At 71.3% G+C, this 20,767-nt stretch carries 20 protein-coding genes; 11 read left to right on the top strand and 9 right to left on the bottom strand.

Annotated features, from left to right (window positions below; all coding sequences use genetic code 11):
• The first annotated feature begins 34 nt into the window (after positions 1-34).
• The 5 genes from atpA to ACWFQ8_RS01460 all read left to right on the top strand — a co-directional run bounded on the left by atpA (position 35) and on the right by ACWFQ8_RS01460 (position 5,129).
• A complete protein-coding gene (atpA, locus tag ACWFQ8_RS01480) occupies positions 35-1,630 on the top strand; it encodes a F0F1 ATP synthase subunit alpha (protein ID WP_453784149.1) in 1,596 nt (531 codons plus the stop codon).
• 20 nt (positions 1,631-1,650) lie between these two features.
• On the top strand, positions 1,651-2,568 hold the full coding sequence (locus tag ACWFQ8_RS01475) for a F0F1 ATP synthase subunit gamma (protein ID WP_453784148.1): 918 nt from the start codon (positions 1,651-1,653) through the stop codon (positions 2,566-2,568).
• Entirely contained in the window at positions 2,568-4,010 is a 1,443-nt protein-coding gene (atpD, locus tag ACWFQ8_RS01470) for a F0F1 ATP synthase subunit beta (RefSeq protein WP_453784147.1), read from the top strand. The genes ACWFQ8_RS01475 and atpD overlap by 1 nt, the downstream gene beginning before the upstream one ends.
• Before the next feature lie 138 nt (positions 4,011-4,148).
• Entirely contained in the window at positions 4,149-4,520 is a 372-nt protein-coding gene (locus tag ACWFQ8_RS01465; RefSeq protein ID WP_281209075.1) for a F0F1 ATP synthase subunit epsilon, read from the top strand.
• Between the two features lie 162 nt (positions 4,521-4,682).
• The gene (locus tag ACWFQ8_RS01460) at positions 4,683-5,129 is read left to right on the top strand and encodes a DUF2550 domain-containing protein (RefSeq protein ID WP_453784146.1); all 447 of its coding nucleotides are present in this window, start codon (positions 4,683-4,685) and stop codon (positions 5,127-5,129) included.
• Between the two features lie 152 nt (positions 5,130-5,281).
• Here the strand turns inward: ACWFQ8_RS01460 and ACWFQ8_RS01455 are convergent, their stop codons facing one another.
• From ACWFQ8_RS01455 to ACWFQ8_RS01445, 3 genes are all read right to left on the bottom strand, one after another.
• Positions 5,282-7,186 (bottom strand): glycosyl hydrolase family 18 protein, encoded by a 1,905-nt coding sequence (locus ACWFQ8_RS01455; RefSeq protein ID WP_453784145.1) that lies wholly within the window; start codon positions 7,184-7,186, stop codon positions 5,282-5,284.
• Between the two features lie 123 nt (positions 7,187-7,309).
• Entirely contained in the window at positions 7,310-7,975 is a 666-nt protein-coding gene (locus ACWFQ8_RS01450) for a response regulator (protein WP_453784144.1), read from the bottom strand.
• Entirely contained in the window at positions 7,972-9,156 is a 1,185-nt protein-coding gene (locus ACWFQ8_RS01445; RefSeq protein WP_453784143.1) for a sensor histidine kinase, read from the bottom strand. The genes ACWFQ8_RS01450 and ACWFQ8_RS01445 overlap by 4 nt, the downstream gene beginning before the upstream one ends.
• 182 nt (positions 9,157-9,338) lie before the next feature.
• Between ACWFQ8_RS01445 and ACWFQ8_RS01440 the strand changes: the two genes are divergently transcribed.
• The gene (locus tag ACWFQ8_RS01440) at positions 9,339-9,911 is read left to right on the top strand and encodes a hypothetical protein (RefSeq protein WP_453784142.1); all 573 of its coding nucleotides are present in this window, start codon (positions 9,339-9,341) and stop codon (positions 9,909-9,911) included.
• A 36-nt stretch (positions 9,912-9,947) separates the two neighbouring features.
• On the opposite strand, the gene ACWFQ8_RS01435 is transcribed toward ACWFQ8_RS01440, so the two are convergent.
• On the bottom strand, positions 9,948-10,520 hold the full coding sequence (locus ACWFQ8_RS01435) for a cob(I)yrinic acid a,c-diamide adenosyltransferase (protein WP_453784141.1): 573 nt from the start codon (positions 10,518-10,520) through the stop codon (positions 9,948-9,950).
• Between the two features lie 183 nt (positions 10,521-10,703).
• Between ACWFQ8_RS01435 and ACWFQ8_RS01430 the strand changes: the two genes are divergently transcribed.
• The 3 genes from ACWFQ8_RS01430 (at position 10,704) to ACWFQ8_RS01420 (ending at position 14,866) form a co-directional block, all read left to right on the top strand.
• A complete protein-coding gene (locus ACWFQ8_RS01430) occupies positions 10,704-11,552 on the top strand; it encodes a 3-hydroxyacyl-CoA dehydrogenase family protein (protein ID WP_453784140.1) in 849 nt (282 codons plus the stop codon).
• Positions 11,553-11,737: 185 nt separating this feature from the next.
• Positions 11,738-12,061: an STAS domain-containing protein gene (locus ACWFQ8_RS01425; protein WP_267717808.1), complete on the top strand. Its 324-nt coding sequence runs from the start codon at positions 11,738-11,740 to the stop codon at positions 12,059-12,061.
• 192 nt (positions 12,062-12,253) lie between these two features.
• Positions 12,254-14,866 (top strand): ATP-binding protein, encoded by a 2,613-nt coding sequence (locus ACWFQ8_RS01420; protein ID WP_453784139.1) that lies wholly within the window; start codon positions 12,254-12,256, stop codon positions 14,864-14,866.
• Between the two features lie 92 nt (positions 14,867-14,958).
• Here ACWFQ8_RS01420 and nucS read toward each other — a convergent pair whose 3' ends face one another.
• Positions 14,959-15,630, bottom strand: a complete 672-nt coding sequence (gene nucS / locus ACWFQ8_RS01415; RefSeq protein ID WP_453784138.1) for an endonuclease NucS — start codon at positions 15,628-15,630, stop codon at positions 14,959-14,961.
• Positions 15,631-15,850: 220 nt separating this feature from the next.
• Here nucS and ACWFQ8_RS01410 point away from each other — a divergent pair, with 220 nt between their 5' ends.
• The gene (locus ACWFQ8_RS01410; protein ID WP_384532758.1) at positions 15,851-16,243 is read left to right on the top strand and encodes an SCO5389 family protein; all 393 of its coding nucleotides are present in this window, start codon (positions 15,851-15,853) and stop codon (positions 16,241-16,243) included.
• Positions 16,244-16,253: 10 nt separating this feature from the next.
• On the opposite strand, the gene ACWFQ8_RS01405 is transcribed toward ACWFQ8_RS01410, so the two are convergent.
• Entirely contained in the window at positions 16,254-17,285 is a 1,032-nt protein-coding gene (locus ACWFQ8_RS01405; protein WP_453784137.1) for an LLM class flavin-dependent oxidoreductase, read from the bottom strand.
• Between the two features lie 229 nt (positions 17,286-17,514).
• On the opposite strand from ACWFQ8_RS01405, the gene ACWFQ8_RS01400 reads away from it, so the two are divergent.
• Positions 17,515-17,841, top strand: a complete 327-nt coding sequence (locus tag ACWFQ8_RS01400; RefSeq protein ID WP_453784136.1) for an ATP/GTP-binding protein — start codon at positions 17,515-17,517, stop codon at positions 17,839-17,841.
• A gap of 19 nt (positions 17,842-17,860) precedes the next feature.
• On the opposite strand, the gene ACWFQ8_RS01395 is transcribed toward ACWFQ8_RS01400, so the two are convergent.
• The 3 genes from ACWFQ8_RS01395 to ACWFQ8_RS01385 all read right to left on the bottom strand — a co-directional run bounded on the left by ACWFQ8_RS01395 (position 17,861) and on the right by ACWFQ8_RS01385 (position 20,765).
• Positions 17,861-18,724 carry an ABC transporter permease gene (locus ACWFQ8_RS01395; protein ID WP_453784135.1) on the bottom strand — a complete coding sequence of 288 codons (864 nt, stop codon included), beginning with the start codon at positions 18,722-18,724 and terminating at the stop codon, positions 17,861-17,863.
• Positions 18,721-19,836, bottom strand: coding sequence for an ABC transporter ATP-binding protein (locus ACWFQ8_RS01390; RefSeq protein WP_453784134.1), 1,116 nt, complete (start codon positions 19,834-19,836; stop codon positions 18,721-18,723). The genes ACWFQ8_RS01395 and ACWFQ8_RS01390 overlap by 4 nt, the downstream gene beginning before the upstream one ends.
• A gap of 152 nt (positions 19,837-19,988) precedes the next feature.
• The gene (locus ACWFQ8_RS01385) at positions 19,989-20,765 is read right to left on the bottom strand and encodes an ABC transporter permease subunit (RefSeq protein ID WP_453784133.1); all 777 of its coding nucleotides are present in this window, start codon (positions 20,763-20,765) and stop codon (positions 19,989-19,991) included.
• Positions 20,766-20,767: the final 2 nt, after the last annotated feature.

Raw genomic sequence — 20,767 nt, 5'->3', positions numbered from 1 at the left:
GCTTCAGGCCCAACAAGGAGAGCAGGGAACCCAGATGGCGGAGCTCACGATCCGGCCGGAGGAGATCCGGGACGCACTGGAGAACTTTGTCCAGTCGTACCAGCCGGACGCGGCCTCGCGCGAGGAGGTCGGAACGGTCAGCGTTGCCGGCGACGGCATCGCGAAGGTGGAGGGCCTGCCCTCCGCCATGGCGAACGAGCTGCTGAAGTTCGAGGACGGCACCCTCGGTCTCGCCCTCAACCTTGAGGAGCGCGAGATCGGTGCGGTCGTCCTCGGCGAGTTCAGCGGTATCGAGGAGGGCCAGCCGGTGCAGCGCACCGGTGAGGTGCTCTCCGTCGGCGTCGGCGAGGGTTACCTCGGCCGCGTTGTCGACCCGCTCGGCAACCCGATCGACGGACTCGGCGAGATCGCGACCGAGGGCCGCCGCGCCCTCGAACTGCAGGCCCCCGGCGTCATGGTCCGCAAGTCGGTCCACGAGCCGATGCAGACCGGCTACAAGGCCATCGACGCGATGGTGCCGATCGGCCGCGGCCAGCGTCAGCTGATCATCGGTGACCGTCAGACCGGCAAGACCGCCCTGGCCGTCGACACGATCATCAACCAGCGCGACAACTGGCGCTCGGGCGACGTGAACAAGCAGGTCCGCTGCATCTACGTCGCCATCGGCCAGAAGGGCTCGACCATCGCGTCCGTTCGCGGCGCCCTGGAAGACGCCGGTGCGCTCGAGTACACGACGATCGTCGCCGCCCCGGCGTCCGACCCGGCCGGCTTCAAGTACCTGGCGCCGTACACCGGTTCCGCCATCGGTCAGCACTGGATGTACGCCGGCAAGCACGTCCTGATCATCTTCGACGACCTGTCGAAGCAGGCCGACGCCTACCGCGCCGTGTCGCTGCTGCTGCGCCGCCCGCCGGGCCGCGAGGCCTACCCGGGTGACGTCTTCTACCTGCACTCCCGTCTGCTGGAGCGCTGCGCGAAGCTGTCCGACGACATGGGTGCCGGTTCGATGACCGGTCTGCCGATCGTCGAGACCAAGGCGAACGACGTGTCGGCGTTCATCCCGACCAACGTCATCTCCATCACCGACGGCCAGTGCTTCCTGGAGTCCGACCTGTTCAACGCGGGCCAGCGCCCGGCGCTGAACGTCGGTATCTCGGTCTCCCGCGTCGGTGGCTCCGCGCAGCACAAGGCCATGAAGCAGGTGTCCGGCCGTCTGCGCCTGGACCTGGCCCAGTACCGCGAGCTGGAGGCGTTCGCCGCCTTCGGTTCCGACCTGGACGCCGCGTCGAAGGCCTCGCTGGAGCGCGGCAAGCGCCTGGTCGAGCTGCTCAAGCAGGGCCAGTACCAGCCGATGCCCGTCGAGGAGCAGGTCGTCTCCGTCTGGGCCGGCACCACCGGCAAGATGGACGACGTCCCGGTCAACGACATCCGTCGCTTCGAGTCGGAGCTGCTGGAGCACCTGCGCCGCGAGCGCAAGGACCTCCTCACCTCCATCGCCGACGGCGGCAAGATGTCGGACGACACCCTGACGTCGATCGCCGACGCCATCACCGGGTTCAAGCAGCAGTTCGAGACCTCGGACGGCAAGCTCCTGGGCGAGGACGCGCCGGCCGTCAACGTCTCCAAGTGACGACGGAAGGGACCTGACTCATGGGAGCGCAGCTCCGGGTCTACAAGCGTCGCATCCGTGCCGTCACGGCGACCAAGAAGATCACCAAGGCGATGGAGATGATCGCCGCCTCGCGCATCGTCAAGGCGCAGCGCAAGGTGGCGGCGTCGATGCCGTACGCGACCGAGCTCACCCGTGCGGTGACCGCGGTGGCGACCGGCTCGAACACCAAGCACGCCCTGACGACCGAGGTCGAGACGCCGACCCGTGCCGCGATTCTGCTCGTCACGAGCGACCGCGGTCTGGCCGGCGGCTACTCCTCGAACGCCATCAAGCAGGCGGAGCGGCTCTCCGAGCGGCTCCGCGGCGAGGGCAAGGAAGTCGACACGTACATCGTCGGCCGCAAGGGTCTGGCCTACTACGGCTTCCGCGAGCGCAAGGTCGCGGATTCGTGGACCGGCTTCACCGACAGCCCGGCCTACGCCGACGCCAAGCGCGTCGCGGGGCCGCTGATCGAGGCCATCCAGACGGAGACGGCCGAAGGCGGCGTCGACGAGCTGCACATCGTCTACACGGAATTCGTGTCGATGATGACGCAGAACGCGGTGGACGGCCGGATGCTGCCGCTCAGCCTCGACCAGGCTGCGGAGGAGAGCGGTGCGAAGGACGAGATCCTTCCGCTGTTCGACTTCGAGCCGTCGGCGGAGGACGTCCTCGACGCCCTGCTGCCGCGCTACGTCGAGAGCCGTATCTACAACGCACTGCTGCAGTCGGCCGCTTCCGAGCACGCCGCCCGCCGCCGTGCGATGAAGTCGGCGACCGACAACGCCGGGGATCTCATCAAGAGCCTCTCCCGGCTTGCCAACGCGGCCCGCCAGGCCGAAATCACCCAGGAAATCAGCGAGATCGTCGGTGGCGCGAGCGCCATGGCTGACGCGACCGCGGGGAGTGACAAGTAATGACGACCACTGTTGAGACGGCCGCCGCCACGGGCCGCGTCGCCCGGGTCATCGGCCCGGTCGTCGACGTGGAGTTCCCCGTCGACGCCATGCCGGAGATCTACAACGCCCTCAAGGTCCAGGTCGCAGACCCGGCCGAGGACGGCAAGCTCAAGACCCTGACCCTTGAGGTCGCGCAGCACCTGGGTGACGGCCTCGTCCGTACCATCTCGATGCAGCCGACCGACGGTCTGGTCCGCCAGGCCGCGGTGACCAACACGGGCGAGGGCATCACCGTCCCCGTCGGTGACTTCACCAAGGGCAAGGTGTTCAACACCCTCGGTGAGGTGCTGAACTACCCCGAGACGAACGCCGAGGTCACCGAGCGGTGGCCGATCCACCGCAAGGCGCCTCGCTTCGACGAGCTCGAGTCGAAGACCGAGATGTTCGAGACCGGCGTCAAGGTCATCGACCTTCTCACCCCGTACGTCAAGGGTGGAAAGATCGGTCTGTTCGGTGGTGCCGGTGTCGGCAAGACCGTTCTGATCCAGGAAATGATCTACCGCGTCGCCAACAACCACGACGGTGTGTCGGTCTTCGCGGGCGTCGGTGAGCGTACCCGTGAGGGCAACGACCTCATCGAGGAGATGGCCGAGTCGGGCGTCATCGACAAGACGGCCCTCGTCTTCGGCCAGATGGACGAGCCCCCGGGCACCCGTCTGCGCGTCGCGCTCGCCGGTCTGACCATGGCGGAGTACTTCCGCGATGTGCAGAAGCAGGACGTGCTGTTCTTCATCGACAACATCTTCCGGTACACCCAGGCGGGTTCCGAGGTGTCGACCCTGCTCGGCCGTATGCCCTCCGCGGTGGGCTACCAGCCGAACCTGGCCGATGAGATGGGTCTCCTCCAGGAGCGCATCACCTCGACCCGTGGTCACTCGATCACCTCGATGCAGGCGATCTACGTCCCCGCGGACGACCTGACCGACCCGGCGCCGGCGACCACCTTCGCCCACCTCGACGCGACGACGGTTCTCTCCCGTCCGATCTCCGAGAAGGGCATCTACCCGGCCGTGGACCCGCTGGACTCGACGTCCCGCATCCTCGACCCGCGGTACATCACGGCGGACCACTACGCCACGGCGATGCGCGTCAAGGGGATCCTCCAGAAGTACAAGGACCTCCAGGACATCATCGCGATCCTCGGTATCGACGAGCTGGGCGAGGAGGACAAGCTCGTTGTCCACCGTGCCCGTCGTGTCGAGCGCTTCCTGTCGCAGAACACCCACGTCGCCAAGCAGTTCACCGGCGTGGACGGTTCGGACGTTCCGCTCGACGAGTCGATCACCGCGTTCAACGCCATCTGCGACGGTGACTACGACCACTTCCCCGAGCAGGCGTTCTTCCTGTGCGGTGGTATCGAGGACCTCAAGGCGAACGCCAAGGAGCTGGGCGTCTCCTGATCCGGCGCGCTCCGCGAGGGGCGCATCCGGTTCGCAGCTTTGACGGAGAGGGGCGGGTGTGTCCCGCCCCTCTCCACGCCCATTAGAATTTGACCCAACACCCGGCCGACCCGCCGGGTGGTGACCCGAGGAGCCACCTTGGCTGCTGAGCTGCACGTCGAGCTGGTCGCGGCGGACCGCAATGTCTGGTCCGGCGAGGCCACCCTTGTTGTCGCCCGCACCACGTCCGGCGACATCGGCGTCATGCCCGGTCACCAGCCGCTTCTCGGTGTGCTGGAATCGGGCCCGGTGACCATCCGTACCAGCGAAGGCGGCACTGTCGTCGCCGCGGTGCACGGCGGATTCATCTCGTTCGCGGACAACAAGCTGTCCCTGCTGGCCGAGATCGCCGAGCTCGCGGACGAGATTGACGTCCAGCGTGCGGAGCGGGCACTGGAGCGCGCGAAGTCGGAGGCCGATGCGGCCGCCGAGCGTCGCGCTGATGTCCGGCTGCGCGCCGTAACGGGCTGATCGCCCGTCGGAGTTCTATCCGCTGGGCCCGGGAGGTAGACCTCCGGGGTTCGGCAGACCTCAGCCGCGGTCCGTGCTGGAATTTTCCAGACCGGGTCGCGGCTGAGGCGATGCGGGTCCGTTTTTCGTGAGGTTTGTCGATGAGCGAGGAGGTCGGTGAAGATGCTCCTCGCTCTGCTTGTGAGCGGCCTGGTCGTAGCCCTGGTGGTGATCGGGCTGTTTGTCTTCGGGCTGCGCCGCAGACTCATCCAGCGTTCCGGCGGGACCTTCGACTGCAGCATGCGCTGGGGTGTGGCCGAGGAGCCCGACATCTCGGGCAAGGGCTGGGTGTACGGGGTCGCCCGCTACAGCGGTGACCGGATCGAGTGGTTCCGGGTGTTCAGCTACTCGCCGCGGCCGCGCCGGCTGCTGGAGCGGTCCTCCATCGAGGTCCTCGCCCGCCGCGCACCCGAGGGCGAGGAGGAGCTGGCCCTGCTCTCCGACGCCGTCGTGCTCGGCTGTCGCCACCAGGGGACGCGCCTGGAGCTGGCGATGAGCGAGGACGCGCTCACCGGCTTCCTGGCCTGGCTGGAGGCGGCGCCTCCCGGCCAGCGGGTGAACGTCGCCTGAGCGGTGCCCGTGCGGTGCCCGCGCGGTGCCCGGCCGCATGGGGCGACGTACCGCGGACGTGAGGAAGCCGGGGGGACGGGGGCGGACCCGTCCCCCCGGCTTCGTCTTTCACCGGGTCCGGTCAGTGGGGTCACCGGAACCCGTCCGGGGGGTTACTGGAGCCCGGTGTGGATCGCGTGCGCCAGCTCACCGTTCGTGGTGTCGCCGCTGAACTCCCAGAAGAAGGCTCCCTTGAGGCCCTGCTGCTTGGCCCAGGTCATCTTGCCGGCGATGGTGGCCGGGGTGTCGTAGCTCCACCAGTTGCTGCCGCACTTGGCGTAGGCCGTGCCGGCGATGGTGCCGGTGGCGGGGCAGCTGGTCTTGAGCACCTTGTAGTCCTCGATGCCCTGCTCGTACGTGCCCGGCGCGGGCCCCGTGGCGGTGCCGCCGGGGGCGGCCTGGGTGACCCCGGTCCAGCCCCGGCCGTAGAAGCCGATGCCGAGGTTGAGCTTGGAGCCGGGGATGCCCTTGCCCTTGAGCTTGGTGATCGCGGCCTCGGAGTTGAAGCCCTGCTGCGGGATGCCGCTGTACGAGGTGAGCGGGGAGTGCGGGGCCGTCGGGCCCTGCGCCGCCCAGGCGCCGAAGAAGTCGTACGTCATGACGTTGTAGAAGTCGACGTACTGCGCGGCTCCGGCGTAGTCGGCGGCGTCGAGCTTGCCGCCGTTGGAGCCGTCGGCGGAGATGGCGGCGGTGACCAGGTTGTTCGTGCCGAACTTGGCGCGCATGGCCTGCATCATGTTCTTCAGTGCGGCGGCGCCGCTGGTGTCGCAGGACAGACCGCAGGCGTTCGGGTACTCCCAGTCGAGGTCGATGCCGTCGAAGACGTCGGCCCAGCGCGGGTCCTCGACCAGGTCGTAGCAGGACTGCGCGAAGGCGGCCGGGTTGGCCGCTGCCTGGCCGAAGCCGCCGGACCAGGTCCAGCCGCCGAATGACCACAGCACCTTGATGTTCGGGTACTGGGCCTTGAGCTTGCGCAGCTGGTTGAAGTTGCCGCGCAGCGGCTGGTCCCAGGTGTCGGCCTTGCCGTCGACGCTCTGGTCGGCGGTGTAGGCCTTGTCGTAGTCGGCGTAGGCGTCACCGATGGTGCACCTGCCGCCCTGGACGTTGCCGAAGGCGTAGTTGATGTGCGTGATCTTCGCGGCGGAGCCGGAGGTGACCAGGTTCTTCACGTGGTAGTTGCGGCCGTAGACGCCCCATTCGGTGAAGTAGCCGAGCTTGACCTTGCCGCTCGGGTCCGGGGGCTCGGTGGTGCCGCCCGGCGTGGTGACCGACAGCTCGCCGGAGGACGGGCCGGTCTGGTCGATGCTGTCGCGGGCGGTGACGGAGTAGCGGTACGTCGTGCCCTTGGTCAGGCCGGTGTCGGTGTGGCCGGTGCCGGTGACGGTCGCGATCCTGGCGCCGTTGCGGAAGACGTCGTAGTTCTTGACGCCCTTGTCGTCGGTGGCCGCCGCCCAGGTCAGCGCGAGGGAGGTCTCGGTGACGTTGCTCGCGGTGGGGGCGCCCGGAGCGGAGGGCGGATTGTCGCCGGGCTGGGTGCTGCCGTCGCAGGGGCCGCCGTTGACCTTGCAGCCGCTGGGGGCGCCGGAGCCGGCTCCGTTGAAGCCGAAGCTGATGCTGGCGCCGGGGGAGAGGGTGCCGTTCCAGCCGAGGTTCTTGCCGGTCCAGTGGGTGCCCGAGCTGGTGACGGCGGCGTCCCAGGCCGAGGTCACCGAGGTGCCGGCCGGGTAGTCCCACTCCACGGTCCAGCTGGTCAGGGTGGTGGTGCCGGTGTTCTTCACCGTCCACTTGCCCTCGAAGCCGGAGCCCCAGTCGGAGACCTTGGTGTAGGTCGCGGTCGCCGAGGTGGCGGCCTGGGCCGGGCCGGCCAGCGCGACGAGCCCGGAGACGGGCACGGCGAGGGCGGCGAGGACCGCCGCGACCCGGGTGAAGAACCGGGTACGCCCGGTGCGGGGTGGGGATGCTGTGCTCAAGGGTGCTCCTCCGTAGGTCCGTCGCGGCCGTGGGGCCGACTGCGACATGGGGGTGGGACCTGCGCCGCCCGTGAGCACGCTTTGTCATGGCACGCTCACCACAGTGTTGCGGTGAGCGTAGAAAGGTCTGGACCAACCGTCAAGAGGTCCAGACCTCGTCGGGGGGCGCTTTCACCCCCGACCCGGGAGCTCCAACTCCTGCGCCAGCACCGCCGCTTGGACCCGACTGCGCAGGTCCAGCTTGCCCAGCAGCCGGCTGACGTGCGTCTTCACCGTCGCCTCCGCCATCGACAGCCGCACCGCCACCTCCGCGTTCGAGAGCCCCTCTCCCAGACACCCGAGCACCTCCCGCTCCCGGGGCGTCAGCGAGGCCACGGCGGCCCGCGTCGCCGGCGGGACCTGCGGCCGCCGCGCCCGCGGAGCCGCGAACTCGGCGATCAGCCGCCGGGTCACCGACGGCGCGATCAGGCCCTCCCCGCGCGCGACCGTGCGAACCGCCCCGATCAGTTCCGCGGCGTCCGCGTTCTTCAGCAGGAATCCGGCGGCCCCCGCCCGCAGCGCCCCGAAGACGTACTCGTCCAGGTCGAAGGTGGTCAGGACCAGGACGTCCGCCAGCCCCTCGGCGACCACCTGGCGGGTCGCCGACACCCCGTCCAGCTTCGGCATCTGCACGTCCATGAGGACGAGATCCGGCCGCAGCTCCCGGGCCAGGCGGACCGCCTCCTCGCCGTCGGCGGCCTCGCCCACCACCTCGACGTCGCCCGCGCTGCGCAGGATGAGCACCAACCCCGCCCGGACCGCACTCTGGTCCTCCGCCACCACCACCCGGATGGTCATGCCTCCACCGCCCTCTCCTTCGCGGGCAGGGTCGCCCGTACCCGCCATCGGGAGCCGTCCCGGCCCGCCGTGAACGTACCGCCGAGCAGTTCCGCCCGTTCGCGCATACCGACCAGCCCCGCCCCGGAGCCGGGCGCGCGGGGCCCGGGCCGGTCCCCGTAGGGCGAGTCCACCAGCACCGACAGCAGTCCGTCCGCGCCGCTCACGCGAACCGTGACCGTGCCCGGGGCGGCGTGCTTGACCGCATTGGTCAGGGACTCCTGGAGGATCCGGTACGCGGCCAGCTCCACCGGCGCCGGGACGGGCTCGCCGCAGGGCCGCTCGTCGTGCAGTACGAAGTCCAGCCCGCCCGCCGCGCCACCCGCCCGGGCCCGCCCGAGCAGGGCGTCCAGCCCGTCCAGCGAGGGCGTGGCGACGGCCTCCTGCTCCGCTCCGGCGTCCCGCAGCAGCCCGATCAGACGGCGCATCTCGGCCAGCCCCTGGACGCTGTTCTCCCGGATCACCCCGAGTGCGTCGCGGCTGGTCTCCGCCCTGTCGATGGACAGCGCCGCCGTGGAGTGGATCGCGATGGCGGACAGGTGGTTGGCGACCATGTCGTGCAGCTCCCGTGCCATCCGGGCGCGCTCGGCGAGGACGGCCTGCGCCCGGTCCATCTCGGCCAGCAGCGCCGTCTGCTCGGCGCGCAGCCGGGCCGCCACCGCGGCCTCGCGGTGGTTGCGCAGGGTGGCGCCGGTCAGTGCCGGGCCGAAGCTGACGATGCCGGTGATCACGCCGATCAGGAGCGCCTGCGCAGAGCGCAGCCAGACGAGCGAGGCGATCGTGACCGCGACGGTGATCAGGCCCGTGGTCACCGGGAGCCGCCGGGCCATCGCCGGTCTGCCGTAGACGACGGCCGCGTACATCAGATCCGTGAAGATCAGGACGGTGGCGATGTTGCCCACCGTGAACTGGTCCGCGACCAGTCCGGCGGTACCCACGGGCAGGGTCAGCCGGGGCAGGGTGCGGCGCACCAGCTCCAACGAGCCGAGCACCACGAGGGGGACGAGCGCGGCCCAGGCGGGCAGCAGGTCGCGGTCGGGACTGCTGTAGACCCCGAGCGACCACAGGACCAGTCCCGCGAGCACGCTGCCCGCGGCGAGCAGCACGTCGTCGCGGTGGGGGCGCGGGTTCGTCCGGGTCACGGTCCCATCCAACACGGTTGGGAACGGCGCGGGCCTCGACCGCTGGGGGGAATCGGGCTACATCGAAGGATGCAGTCCTCATTCCTCACCGATGACGACGAAACGGGCCGGTCCGGGCGGGAATCTGGAAGGGACGGATCGCCGGGGGCTCCCCGGACCGACCGAACCGAACGGAGACCCCCGTGATCGTCGCCCTGATCGTCGCTTGCGAGGTCGGCTTCTGGGTCCTGCTGGCCGCCGGCCTGGCCCTGCGCTACCTCGCGAAGAAGCCCGTGCTGGGCGCCGCGGTCCTGCTGTGCGAGCCGCTGCTGGAGCTGATACTGCTGGTCGTCACCACGCTCGACCTCAAGAGCGGGGCCGCGCCGGACTGGAAGCACGGCGTCGCCGCGCTCTACATCGGCTACACCGTCGCCTACGGCCACTACACGGTCAAGTGGCTCGACCGCCATGCCGCCCACCGCTTCGCCGGCGGCCCCGAGCCGGCCGGCGCCGGGTACGGCGCGGCGCGTGCCGCGCACGAGTGGAAGCTGTGGGGCCGCACCGTCCTGGCCGCCGCCGTCGCCCTGGGCCTGCTCCAGGTCGCGATCGGGTACGTCGGCGACGCCGGCGACGTCAGCTCCCTGAAGGCGTGGCAGTCCGGGGCCCTGCGCGCGGTCGGCATCCACGCGCTGGTCGCCCTCGCCTACACGGTCTGGCCCAAGAAGGCTCCGGCCGGTGCCGGGGAGCACGTCCCGCTCGCGAAGACCGAGCGCTGAGGCCGGCCGACGCGGCCCGGGGAGCGGGGGCGGCCGCTACCGCTCGCCGCCCGGCACCCACAGCACGTCGCCGACCTCCTTGTTGGCCGTCCGGGCCAGGATGAACAGGAGGTCGGAGAGGCGGTTCAGGTACGTCGCCGTCAGCGGGTTCATCACCTCGCCGTGCACCTCCAGCGCCGCCCAGGTGGAGCGTTCGGCGCGGCGGACGACGGTGCAGGCCTGGTGCAGGAGGGCGGCGCCCGGGGTGCCGCCCGGGAGGATGAAGCTGCGGAGCTTCTCCAGCTCCTCGTTGAAGACGTCGCAGTCCGCCTCCAGCCTGTCCACGTAGAACTGCTCCACCCGGAGCGGCGGGTACTGCGGGTCCTTCACGACCGGAGTGCACAGGTCCGCGCCCACGTCGAAGAGGTCGTTCTGCACACGTACCAGGACCTTCACGACCTCCTGCGGCAGCGCGCCGAGCGCGATCGCCGTCCCGATGGCCGCGTTGGCCTCGTTCGTGTCGGCGTACGCCGAGATCCGCAGGTCGGTCTTGGCCGTGCGGCTCATGTCGCCGAGGGCGGTCGTGCCCTTGTCGCCGGTACGGGTGTAGATGCGCGTGAGGTTCACCATGCGGCCAGGGTAGAGGGGACCAACTGCGGGCCTCCGCCGCAGTGCTGGGCCGTACCGGTGTGATGTCCGTCATCTGAGACGTGACGCGTGTTACTTCGCGGTCACAGCGCACCGCCCGGACGCTAGTCTCCGCCGGAGAGGGCTACGAGACTGGGCTGTTTTTTCAAGAACGAGGGGTGTGCAGTGGCTGGGAAGCTCGCCGTCATCGGTGCCGGACTGATGGGTTCCGGGATCGCGCAGGTCTCCGCGCAGGCGGGTTGGGACGTCGTGCTGCGCGATGTCACCGACGCCGCCCTGACCCGTGGCACGGACGGGATCAAAGCCTCGTACGACAAGTTCGTCTCCAAGGGGAAGCTGACGGCCGAGGAGGCGGAGGCCGCTCTCGGGCGGATCACCACCACGACCGACCTCGACGCGGCCGCCGACGTCGACATCGTCGTCGAAGCCGTGTTCGAGAAGATCGAGATCAAGCACGAGATCTTCCGCGCCCTGGACAAGATCGTGCGTGAGGACGCCGTCCTCGCCTCCAACACCTCCGCCATCCCGATCACCAAGATCGCGGCCGCGACGGAGCGTCCGGAGCGCGTCGTCGGCGCCCACTTCTTCTCGCCCGTCCCGATGATGCAGCTGTGCGAGCTCGTGCGCGGCTACAAGACCAGCGACGAGACGCTCGCAACCACCCGGGCGTTCGCCGAGTCCGTCGGCAAGACCTGCATCGTCGTCAACCGCGACGTCGCCGGCTTCGTGACGACCCGTCTCATCTCCGCGCTGGTCGTCGAGGCCGCCAAGCTGTACGAATCCGGAGTGGCCTCCGCCGAGGACATCGACATCGCCTGCAAGCTCGGCTTCGGCCACGCGATGGGGCCGCTGGCCACCGCCGACCTGACCGGCGTCGACATCCTGCTGCACGCCACCAGCAACATCTACACCGAGTCGCAGGACGAGAAGTTCGCCCCGCCGGAGCTGATGCGCCGCATGGTGGACGCCGGCGACATCGGTCGCAAGAGCGGCCAGGGCTTCTACAAGCACTGAGGCCGGGCCGGCCCGGACCGGGCCACTGAGCACCACCGTTCGAATGCCTTCACCCGTCGGGGTGAATTAGGTATCGGTTCGCTCACGGTCGGCAACTTCCTCGCCCGCGCGGCAGTCAGTTGCAGTGAGAGTTGCCGACCACGGACCAGTCGGACCATACGTACGCAGTACCGCCGGGAGTACACATGCACATCAGGGGCGACCACGCCGAACTCGCTGTCGGGGGCCGTCTCGACGTGCGCAGCGCGGCGGACGCCCGTACGGTCCTGCACTCCGCCCTCGACGACGGCCACGGCGACCTGGTGCTCGACCTCACCGGGCTCGACTCCTGGGACGCCACCGGACTCGGCGTGATCATGGGCGCCCACCGGAGGGCCGGCCGGACCGGGCGGCGGCTCGTCCTGCGCGGGGTGCCGCCCCAGATGCAGCGGCTGCTCGTCGCCACCCGCCTGCACCGGATCCTCGCGATCGAGGGCGGACTGGAAGCGGAGTCCCTCCCCAGGGTGTGATCACCGTGTGGGGGCGGGCCTCCGGTTTCCTGCGGAAACGTAACGGTCCGGTGGTGAAGGCACCCCGGCGGTTCCGGCGGGACCGGGCACGGTCTAGGGTTCGGGCGGAAACCGGACCAGAAGCGACGCGGGTGTGCGAAGGCCGGGCAGTACGACGGCGAGGCGCGCGGCCCGCGATCGGGGGACTTGGTCATGGACCGGACACAGGGGCATGCCGAACCGGACGAGCAGTCCACGGGGCCCGCGACGGCCCCCGCACGTGTGGTCACGCTGACCGCCGGCGACTTCACCCTCACCGTCAACCCCGTCGACGGCAGCGAGATCGAGCCGCTGCGCCCCGGCACGAGGACCGGCCGCCCCGCCAAGCGGGACACGGCCGCGCGCAGGGCCCGGAACTCCGCCGCACGGCCGCCCGCGCTGCCTGGCGCCCCGGCACCCTCCCACCCGATGCTGGAGCGGGAGGAGGAGAAGGAGCGGCTCGTCCGGCTCCTGAGCCGCGGGCGCTCCGTACGCCTCACCGGGCCCGCCGGCTCCGGCCGCACCTCACTTCTCGACACGGTCGCCGCCGCCTGCGAGTCCCTCGCGCCCGACGGCGTCGTACGGCTCTCCGGGCACGGGCAGCAGCAGCCCGTCGAGCTGCTCCACGCCCTGTACGCGGCCGTCTACGAGTCCTCGGACGAACGGCCGGACCGGATCGAGCTGCTCGCCCGGGTCCGCGACATCGGCGCCGTCGTCCTCCTCGACGACCTGGAGATCGGCGGGCCCGCCCTCGACGAGCTGCTGCGCGCCACCCCCGAGTGCGCCTATCTGCTGGCCGCGACCCCCGAGACCCGGGCCCCGTCCGACGACTCGCACCTGGAAGAGGTCTTCCTCGGCGGGCTGGGCAAGGCCGACTGCCTGGCCCTGCTCGAAGCGGGCGTCGGACGGCCGCTCACCGATGAGGAGACCGCCTGGGCGGGGGACCTGCGGTTCGCCTCCGAGGGTCTGCCCCTGCGCTTCGTCCAGGCCGCCGCGCTGCTGCGGCAGCGGGACGAGCTGAACCGCACCGACGAGGACGACGACGAGGAGGAGCCCGGCGTCTTCGAGGAGCGACCGCGCGACGCCGTGGAGGTGCCGCTGCCCACGCCCGCCGAAGGCGCGGCACCGGCGGAGCTGCTGGCCTCGCGGGTCAGCGAGTCGGCGCGGGCCGCCCTGCGGATCGCGTGCGCGCTGGGCGGGGAGCTGCCGCACCACACGCACCTGCCGGCGCTGGTGGGGGACACCCACGCGGACGCGGCGGTGGCGGAACTGCTGGCCTGCGGCCTGCTCACGCCGGTCGGAACGCGCTACCGGCTGGCCGCCGGCGTGGCCCGGCAGCTGGAGGAGGTCGGGTACGGGGAGACCGCGCCCGAGGAGGCCCGTACGGCCGCCCGGCACTACGCCTGGTGGACCGGGCACGCCTCGGTGACCCCGGAGCGCGTCGCGGCGGAGGCCGACGCGGTCCTGGCGGCGCTGACGGGCGCGGACGTGGTGGCGGCGGTGCTGCTGGCGCGGACGGCGGCTCCGGCGTTCGCCGCCTCGCTGCACTGGGAGGCCTGGGAGCGGGTGCTGCGCGCGGGCGCGGAGGCCGCGCGCAAGGCGGGCGAGGTCGCCGAGCAGGCGTACTTCCACCACGAGCTCGGGGTGCTCGCGCTGTGCGAGGGGCGCCTGGACCGCGCGCGGGCGGAGCTGGAGACCTCGACCGGACTGCGGGGGGCGCTGGCGGACAAGCGGGGCACGGTGGCCGGGCGGCGCGCGCTGGCGCTGGTCGCGGACCGCGAGGCGGCGGAGGTGGCGGTGTCGCCGCCGCTGCGCCTGGAGCCGCCGGCCGCCGCGCCGGGCGGCGCGCCGACCTCCGGCGGCGCCGTGCCCGGCGGCGGCACGGGCGCCGGTGCCGGGGCCCGCATGCCGGGCGGCGCTGCGGCGGGCGGCTCGGGTGCAGGTGCCGCCGCCGGTGCCGGTGTCGGTGCGGCGGGTATGGGTAGTGGTGCGGCCGGGGGTGCGGGTGCCGGTGGGACTGAGGGCAAGGCCGCCGGTGCGTCCGGTGCGTCCGCGGCCGCCGGTGTGCCGGGCGGCACGGGCGTCGGGGCCCTGGGGGCCTTGAGCGCCGGGGCCGGAGCCGGCGCAGGGGCCGCAGCGGTCGGCGGGGCCGGAGCGGGTGCGGCCGGCGCCGCCGAAGCCGTGACCCGGATCACTCCCGTGGTCCCCGTGACGGGCCGTTCGCAGGCTCCCTCGACGCTGTCCGAAGTGTTCGAGGAGGCCTTCCCGCTCACGCCGAAGAAGCCCTTCCCCGCCGTGGCGCCGGTGGTGCACCCCTCCGCCCCGGAATCCGGGCGGCGCAAGCCGCTGCTGCTGGCCGCCGCCGGGGCGCTCACCGTCGTGGTGCTCGCCGCCGTGGCGGCCCTGGCGATGAGTTCGCCGGACACCCCCGCCGCGCCGAAGGGCCCGGCGGTGTCCTCGACGCCGTCACCGACGGCCCCGTCGACGGCCGTGAGTACCGGCGGGAACGTTCCTGTACCGGAGCCGACGTCACCGCAGGCGCCGGCGGAACCTCCCACCACCGAGGAGGGCGTCGCACCGACCCCGGGGCAGACCCCGGCCCGTACCCCGTCGCGCCGGCCGTCCTCGACGCCGTCGAAGTCTCCGGCGCCGACCTCGCAGGTGCCTACGACGCCGACGACCGCGCCCCCGGTGGTCACGCCCTCGCCGACACCGCCCGTGGAGCCGACGCCCACCGGGCCGACGGAACCGGGTGTACCGCCGGGACCGACGGGCGGCGAGGCGTAGCGGACCGGGTGGCCCGGCGAGCACCCGACGAGGGGTTCGCCGGGGGCACCCCGGGGGAGGGGTCGGTACGGGGTCTCCGGAAGAGGCGGGTCTCAGAAGAGGCGGAGCTTGTCGTCCTCGATGCCGCGCATGGCGTTGTAGTCGAGGACCACGCAGTCCATCCCGCGGTCCGTCGCGAGGACCTTGGCCTGGGGCTTGATCTCCTGGGCCGCGAACACGCCCCGGACCGGCGCCAGATGGGGGTCGCGGTTGAGGAGTTCCAGGTAGCGGGTCAGCTGCTCGACGCCGTCGATCTCGCCGCGCCGCTTGATCTCGACGGCGACCGTGGCGCCCGAGGCGTCCCGGCACAGGATGTCCACCGGGCCGATCGCGGTCATGTACTCGCGCCGGATCAGGGTGTAGCCCTCGCCGAGGGTCTCGATGCGGTCCGCGAGGAGCTCCTGGAGGTGCGCCTCCACGCCGTCCTTGATCAGACCCGGGTCGATGCCCAGTTCGTGGGAGGAGTCGTGCAGGACTTCCTCCATCGTGATGATGAGTTTCTCGCCTGCCTTGTTGATGACCGTCCACACGCCGGTCTCGTCGCCGCTCCCCTCCTTGAGGGTGCACGGCGGCGACATCCAGTTGAGCGGTTTGTACGCCCGGTCGTCCGCGTGGATCGAGACACTGCCGTCGGCCTTCACGAGGATCAGACGGGGTGCGGAGGGCAGATGGGCGGTGAGGCGGCCCGCGTAGTCGACGGAGCAGCGGGCGATGACGAGACGCATGGTCGGCAACGCTACTCGACCGACGGGCCTCCACGCGATTCGCCCCTGAAAGCCCCGTTCGCCGATGGCGCGTTGTATGCGCATTCTCCTGGTGCGGCACCCATGGGACGCCTACCGTGGTGAGCGGGAGGTTGTCGAGCGTGCACGCTGCGTCGCGACCTCCTTCCCTGCCCGTAAGACTCCGGCCACCCAATCGGCCGGGGTCGCGAGAGGAGAACCCATGTCGCTCGACGTCTCACCGGCCCTACTCGAACAGGCCGAGCGAGGCGAGGTCGACGAAGCCGATTTCGTCGACTGCGTCCGGACCTCCCTGCCCTACGCATGGGAGATGATCAGCTCGCTGGTGGCCCAGCTGAAGGTGGACGGCGGACAGTTCGCCGACAACCAGACGCCGCCGCCCGACGAGCAGGCGCGAGGGCAGCTGCTGCGCGCCCTCGCGAGTGACGCGATACGCGGTGCGCTGCAGCGGCACTTCGGAGTGCGCCTGGCGTTCCAGAACTGCCACCGGGTAGCGGTGTTCCCGCTGGACTCCTCGGTGGACGACCGGTTGGCCAAGTTCACTTCGATCCGCGGCCAGCTGCTCAACCAGTCGCCGCAGATGCGCGACTGCTAGTCCGACGGTCTCAGCCGAGACGGGGCAGGACCTCGGCGCCCAGGCGCCGTACGTTCTCCTCCGTCGCGGCGAGATCGCCGGAGCCCTCGGTCAGGAGCGCGAAGCGCGTGATGCCCGTCCGCTCGGAGGTGGCCGCCAGCCGGTCCGCCGCGAGCTTCGGGGTGCCCACCGGGTGAAGGTCGCACAGCAGTTCCGTGTATCCGACCGGATCCCGCATCGCGCGCACGCGCCCGTCCACCGTCACATGGGCGTCCAGACCCTGCTTGAGCCAGCCCGGCATCGACTTCAGCAGCGCCTCGCGGGCGCCGGCCGTGCGGTCCGCCAGCTGGCACACCCCGGCGGAGACGTGTCCGACCTCGGCCACGTGTTCCCGCGCGTGCCCTGCGGCGAGCGCTTCCCGGTGCCACATCGCGACCATCGCCGCCTTGTCCTCGTCCCCGCAGTGCATGCCGAGCAGCATCGCCAGTCCGCGCTGCGCGGCCAGGCGTACCGAGGCAGGCGAGGTGCAGGCCACGATGACCTCCGGGCCCGGGCCGTCCGCGTCCAGGGACTCCGACGGGCGGGGCACGACGGCCACCTCGCGGAAGGCGTAGCGTTCGCCGGACGCTCCCACGCGCGTCTCGGTCAGCCAGCGCCGCAGCAGGTCCAGGGCTTCCGGGAAACCCTTCTCGTAGCTCTCCGGACCGCCCCCGAACACCTCCAGGTCGACCCACGGACCGCCGCGGCCGACCCCCAGGGTGAAGCGGCCGCCCGAGGTCAGGTGCAGCAGCGCCGCCTGCTCCCCGAGAGCCACCGGATGCGTGCTCGGCAGCACGCTCACCGCCGTCCCCACCCGCAGCCGCCGGGTGCGTCCCAGCAGCAGGGCCGCCAGGGTCACCGCCGACGGGCAGACCCCGTACGGGACGAAGTGGTGCTCGGCGAGCCACACCGAGTCCAGCCCGGCCTCCTCCGCCACCTCGGCGGTCCGCACCGCCCGGTGCAGTGCCTCGCCCTGTCCCTGACCCGGGAACTGGGCCGCCAGTACAAATGCTCCTACACGCATCGCCTTTAGCCTCCTCGCGGCTGACGCGGTCTCCCCCAGGCCGACCGGTTCTCCTGATGGCAACAACGCCTGACACGTGCCAAAGGCACGGGCTGACACGAAAGTTATTGGGATTGTCGGGCCGCCCCGGATCGCCCGGCCGGCTCCCTCGGACACACTGCGGGTACCCGGGCCCGCTGCGCGTAGTCTGGGAGAAAGCCACCGCCGTCCGCCCCTCCGTGAGGTATACGTGTCACCGCGTCACAACCGCCCCAGGGGCGGCGAGACTCCGGACGAACGACCCCGCACCGGTCTCGACCGGTACGGGCTCGAGCGCACGGAGGAGTACCAGGGCGAGGAGTGGAAGGTCCGGCACGTCGCGGGCGCGAGCGCGGCGGGCAAGCGCTACCGCTGCCCCGGCTGCGACCAGGAGATCCCCTCCGGCACCCCCCACCTCGTGGCCTGGCCCGAGTACGGCGGTGTGGACGACCGGCGGCACTGGCACAAGGCCTGTTGGAACGCCAAGGACCGCCGCGCCTCACGGGTGCAGCGCTCCCGCAACGCGCCCAAGTACTAGGCCGCGGGAGACAGACGCACTAGATGTCCCGGCGGGCGACCGTCACGTAGGAGGCGGCCACGGCGGCGCCCGTGATCAGGGTGATCAGGGTCATGTGCGAGACGCCGCCGGGCATCGAGCCCATGCCCTCGCCCGTCGGCATCCCGAAGAGCTGCATGAGCGCCACCGGCGCGTTGTACTCGATGACCGCCTGGCCCGCCCGGGCCGTGGCCGCCCACGAGCTGAGCACCGCGCCGACCACCGGCGGGAGCGTCACGAGGCCCAGCATCACGGCGATCGCCCCGGCCGAGTGGCGCAGCAGTGCGCCGACGGCGAGGGCGAGCACGCCGAGCAGGGTGACGTAGACACAGCCCGCCAGCGCGCCGAACCATTCGGAGGTCGCGTGCGCTCCCGCGTCGCTGCCGCCGCGGACGAGGGCGCCCGCCAGTCCGACGAGGAACACCGACCCGGCGGTGACGAGGAAGGCCGTGAGGCTGAAGACGAGGTACTTCGCGGTGAGCACCCGGTGGCGGTCGGGCGCGGCCGTGAAGGTGGTGCGGACCAGACCGGTGGCGTGCTCGGAGGTGATCGTCAGGACGCCGAGGACCAGCACGGCGATCTGGCCGATCAGCAGGCCGAAGAGCGCCGGGGTCGTGAAGGAGATCTCCGCGTAGTCCCGGTCCACGGTCTGCGAGATGAAGAGCGCGCCGAAGCCGACGACGGTGACCACGAGCGCGCTCAGCGTCCACAGGGTGGAGCGGACCGAGACCATCTTGGTCCACTCCGAGGCCACGGCGTGCCCCAGGTGCGGCCGGGGGCTGGGCAGCGGCGAGCTGTAATCCCGCGCCGGCCCGCCGACCGCCGTGACGGCCTGCGGTGCGGCGGCGGGGTCGGGGCCGGTCATCGGGAGTCCTCGGGGTTGTTCTTGGCGCTTGCGGCGAGTTCGCCGGGATCGCTGGGCATCAGGAAGGGCCGGCCGCCGGCGCCGGGCGGAGGGGGCGCGTAGAAGCCCGCCCGGGGCGTCTCCGGGACCGGGACCTCGTCCTCCCACGCGGGGAGGGTCAGGGGCTCCGGCTCCCACAGCTCGGCCCGCGGATCCTCGGTGGAGGTGTACTCGACGGAGGACTGCGTCATCCGCATGTAGGCCTCCTCCAGCGAGGCCCGGTGCGGTGACAGCTCCCACAGCCGTACGCCGGCCCCGTGGGCGAGGTCCGCGATGCGCGGGAGCTCCAGGCCGGTCACGCGCAGTGCCCCGTCGGGCTCCTGGAGGACCCGGCCGCCCGCCCCGGTGAGCGCCGTACCCAGTGCGTCCCGGCCATCGGGGCCGGTGTCGGCCGTGCGTACCCGAGCGAATCCGGCCGAGTTGTGGGTGATGAACTCCTGGGTGCCCATGTCGGCCAGCAATCGGCCCCGGCCGATCACGATCAAGTGGTCGGCGGTGAGCGCCATCTCGCTCATCAGGTGCGAGGAGACGAAGACGGTGCGTCCCTCGGCGGCGAGCCGGCGCATGAGGTTGCGGACCCAGAGGATGCCCTCGGGGTCGAGTCCGTTGACCGGTTCGTCGAAGAGCAGCACCTGCGGGTCCCCGAGCAGGGCGGTGGCGATGCCGAGCCGCTGGCCCATGCCGAGCGAGAAGCCCTTCGTGCGCTGCCGGGCGACGTCCTGGAGGCCGACCACGGCCAGTACCTCGTCCACCCGCCGCTCCGGGATGCCGGAGAGCTGGGCGACGGAGAGCAGGTGGGTGCGGGCCCGGCGGCCGCCGTGCACGGCCTTCGCGTCGAGCAGGGCCCCGACGTGCCGCTGGGCGTTCGGCAGCTCCCGGAAGGGGAGGCCGTTGATCGTGACCCGGCCGGCGGTGGGCCGGTCCAGGCCGAGGATCATGCGCATGGTGGTGGATTTCCCGGAGCCGTTGGGCCCCAGGAATCCGGTGACGTGTCCGGGCCTGACCTGGAAGGACAGCTGGTCGACAGCGGTCTTCGCGCCGAAGCGCTTGGTCAGGCCGACTGCCTCGATCATCTTGCTGCCCCTTGCCAGGCCGGGACGACTCTCGCCCGTGTAAGGGTTAAGAGGATATCGAGTCTCCTACGGTTCCGTCCCGGGCCGGATCCCTGAGGAACCCCTGAGCCCGACCCGGGGATCACCCGTAGTACGTCAGAAGGACGAGACCCTCACGCGTCCCTCTTCTTGAGGACGACGTAGCCCCCGATCACGGCGGCCAGTGCCCACAGGGCCATGATCCCGAAGCCGCCCCACGGTCCGTAGGGGGTCTCGGCGCTGTCCATGGCGCCCGGCACCACCTGCATGATCTTGGAGCCGGCCTGGTCCGGGAAGTACTGGGCCACCTTCCGGGTGGCGCTCACCGCCCCGAGGATGTTGGACACCAGGAAGAAGAACGGCATCAGGATGCCGAGCGCCAGCATCGAGCTGCGCAGCATGGTCGTCACGCCCATGGAGAACAGGGCGATCAGCGCCATGTACAGCCCGGCGCCGATCACGGCGCGCAGGACGTTGTCCGCGCCGATGCCGATGCTGCGGTCGCCCAGGATGGCCTGCCCGAGGAAGAAGGACAGGAAGCTGGTCGCCAGACCCACGACCAGGGCCAGCCCGGTGGCCACGATCAGCTTGCCGAACAGCAGGCTCGCGCGCTTCGGCACGGCGGCCAGGGAGGTGCGGATCATGCCGGAGCTGTACTCGGTGCCGACCACCAGCACGCCGAAGACGATCATCGCCAGCTGGCCGAGGCTCATGCCGGCGAAGCTGGCCAGGGTCGGGTCGAAGGTGGCCTGCTGCTCCGCCGGCATGTCGTTGAAGGCCGCGTTGAAGAAGGCGCACAGCGCGGCGCTGATCCCGACCGTGACCACGAGGGCGGAGACCAGGGTCCAGGTCGTGGAGGCGACGGTGCGGATCTTGGTCCACTCGGACTTGAGGACTGCGGGGAAGGACATGG

The organism is Streptomyces sp. NPDC055254 (genome assembly GCF_053606025.1).
The sequence above is the reverse complement of the archived record's forward strand: the minus strand, read 5'-3'. Positions and strand labels throughout refer to the sequence as shown.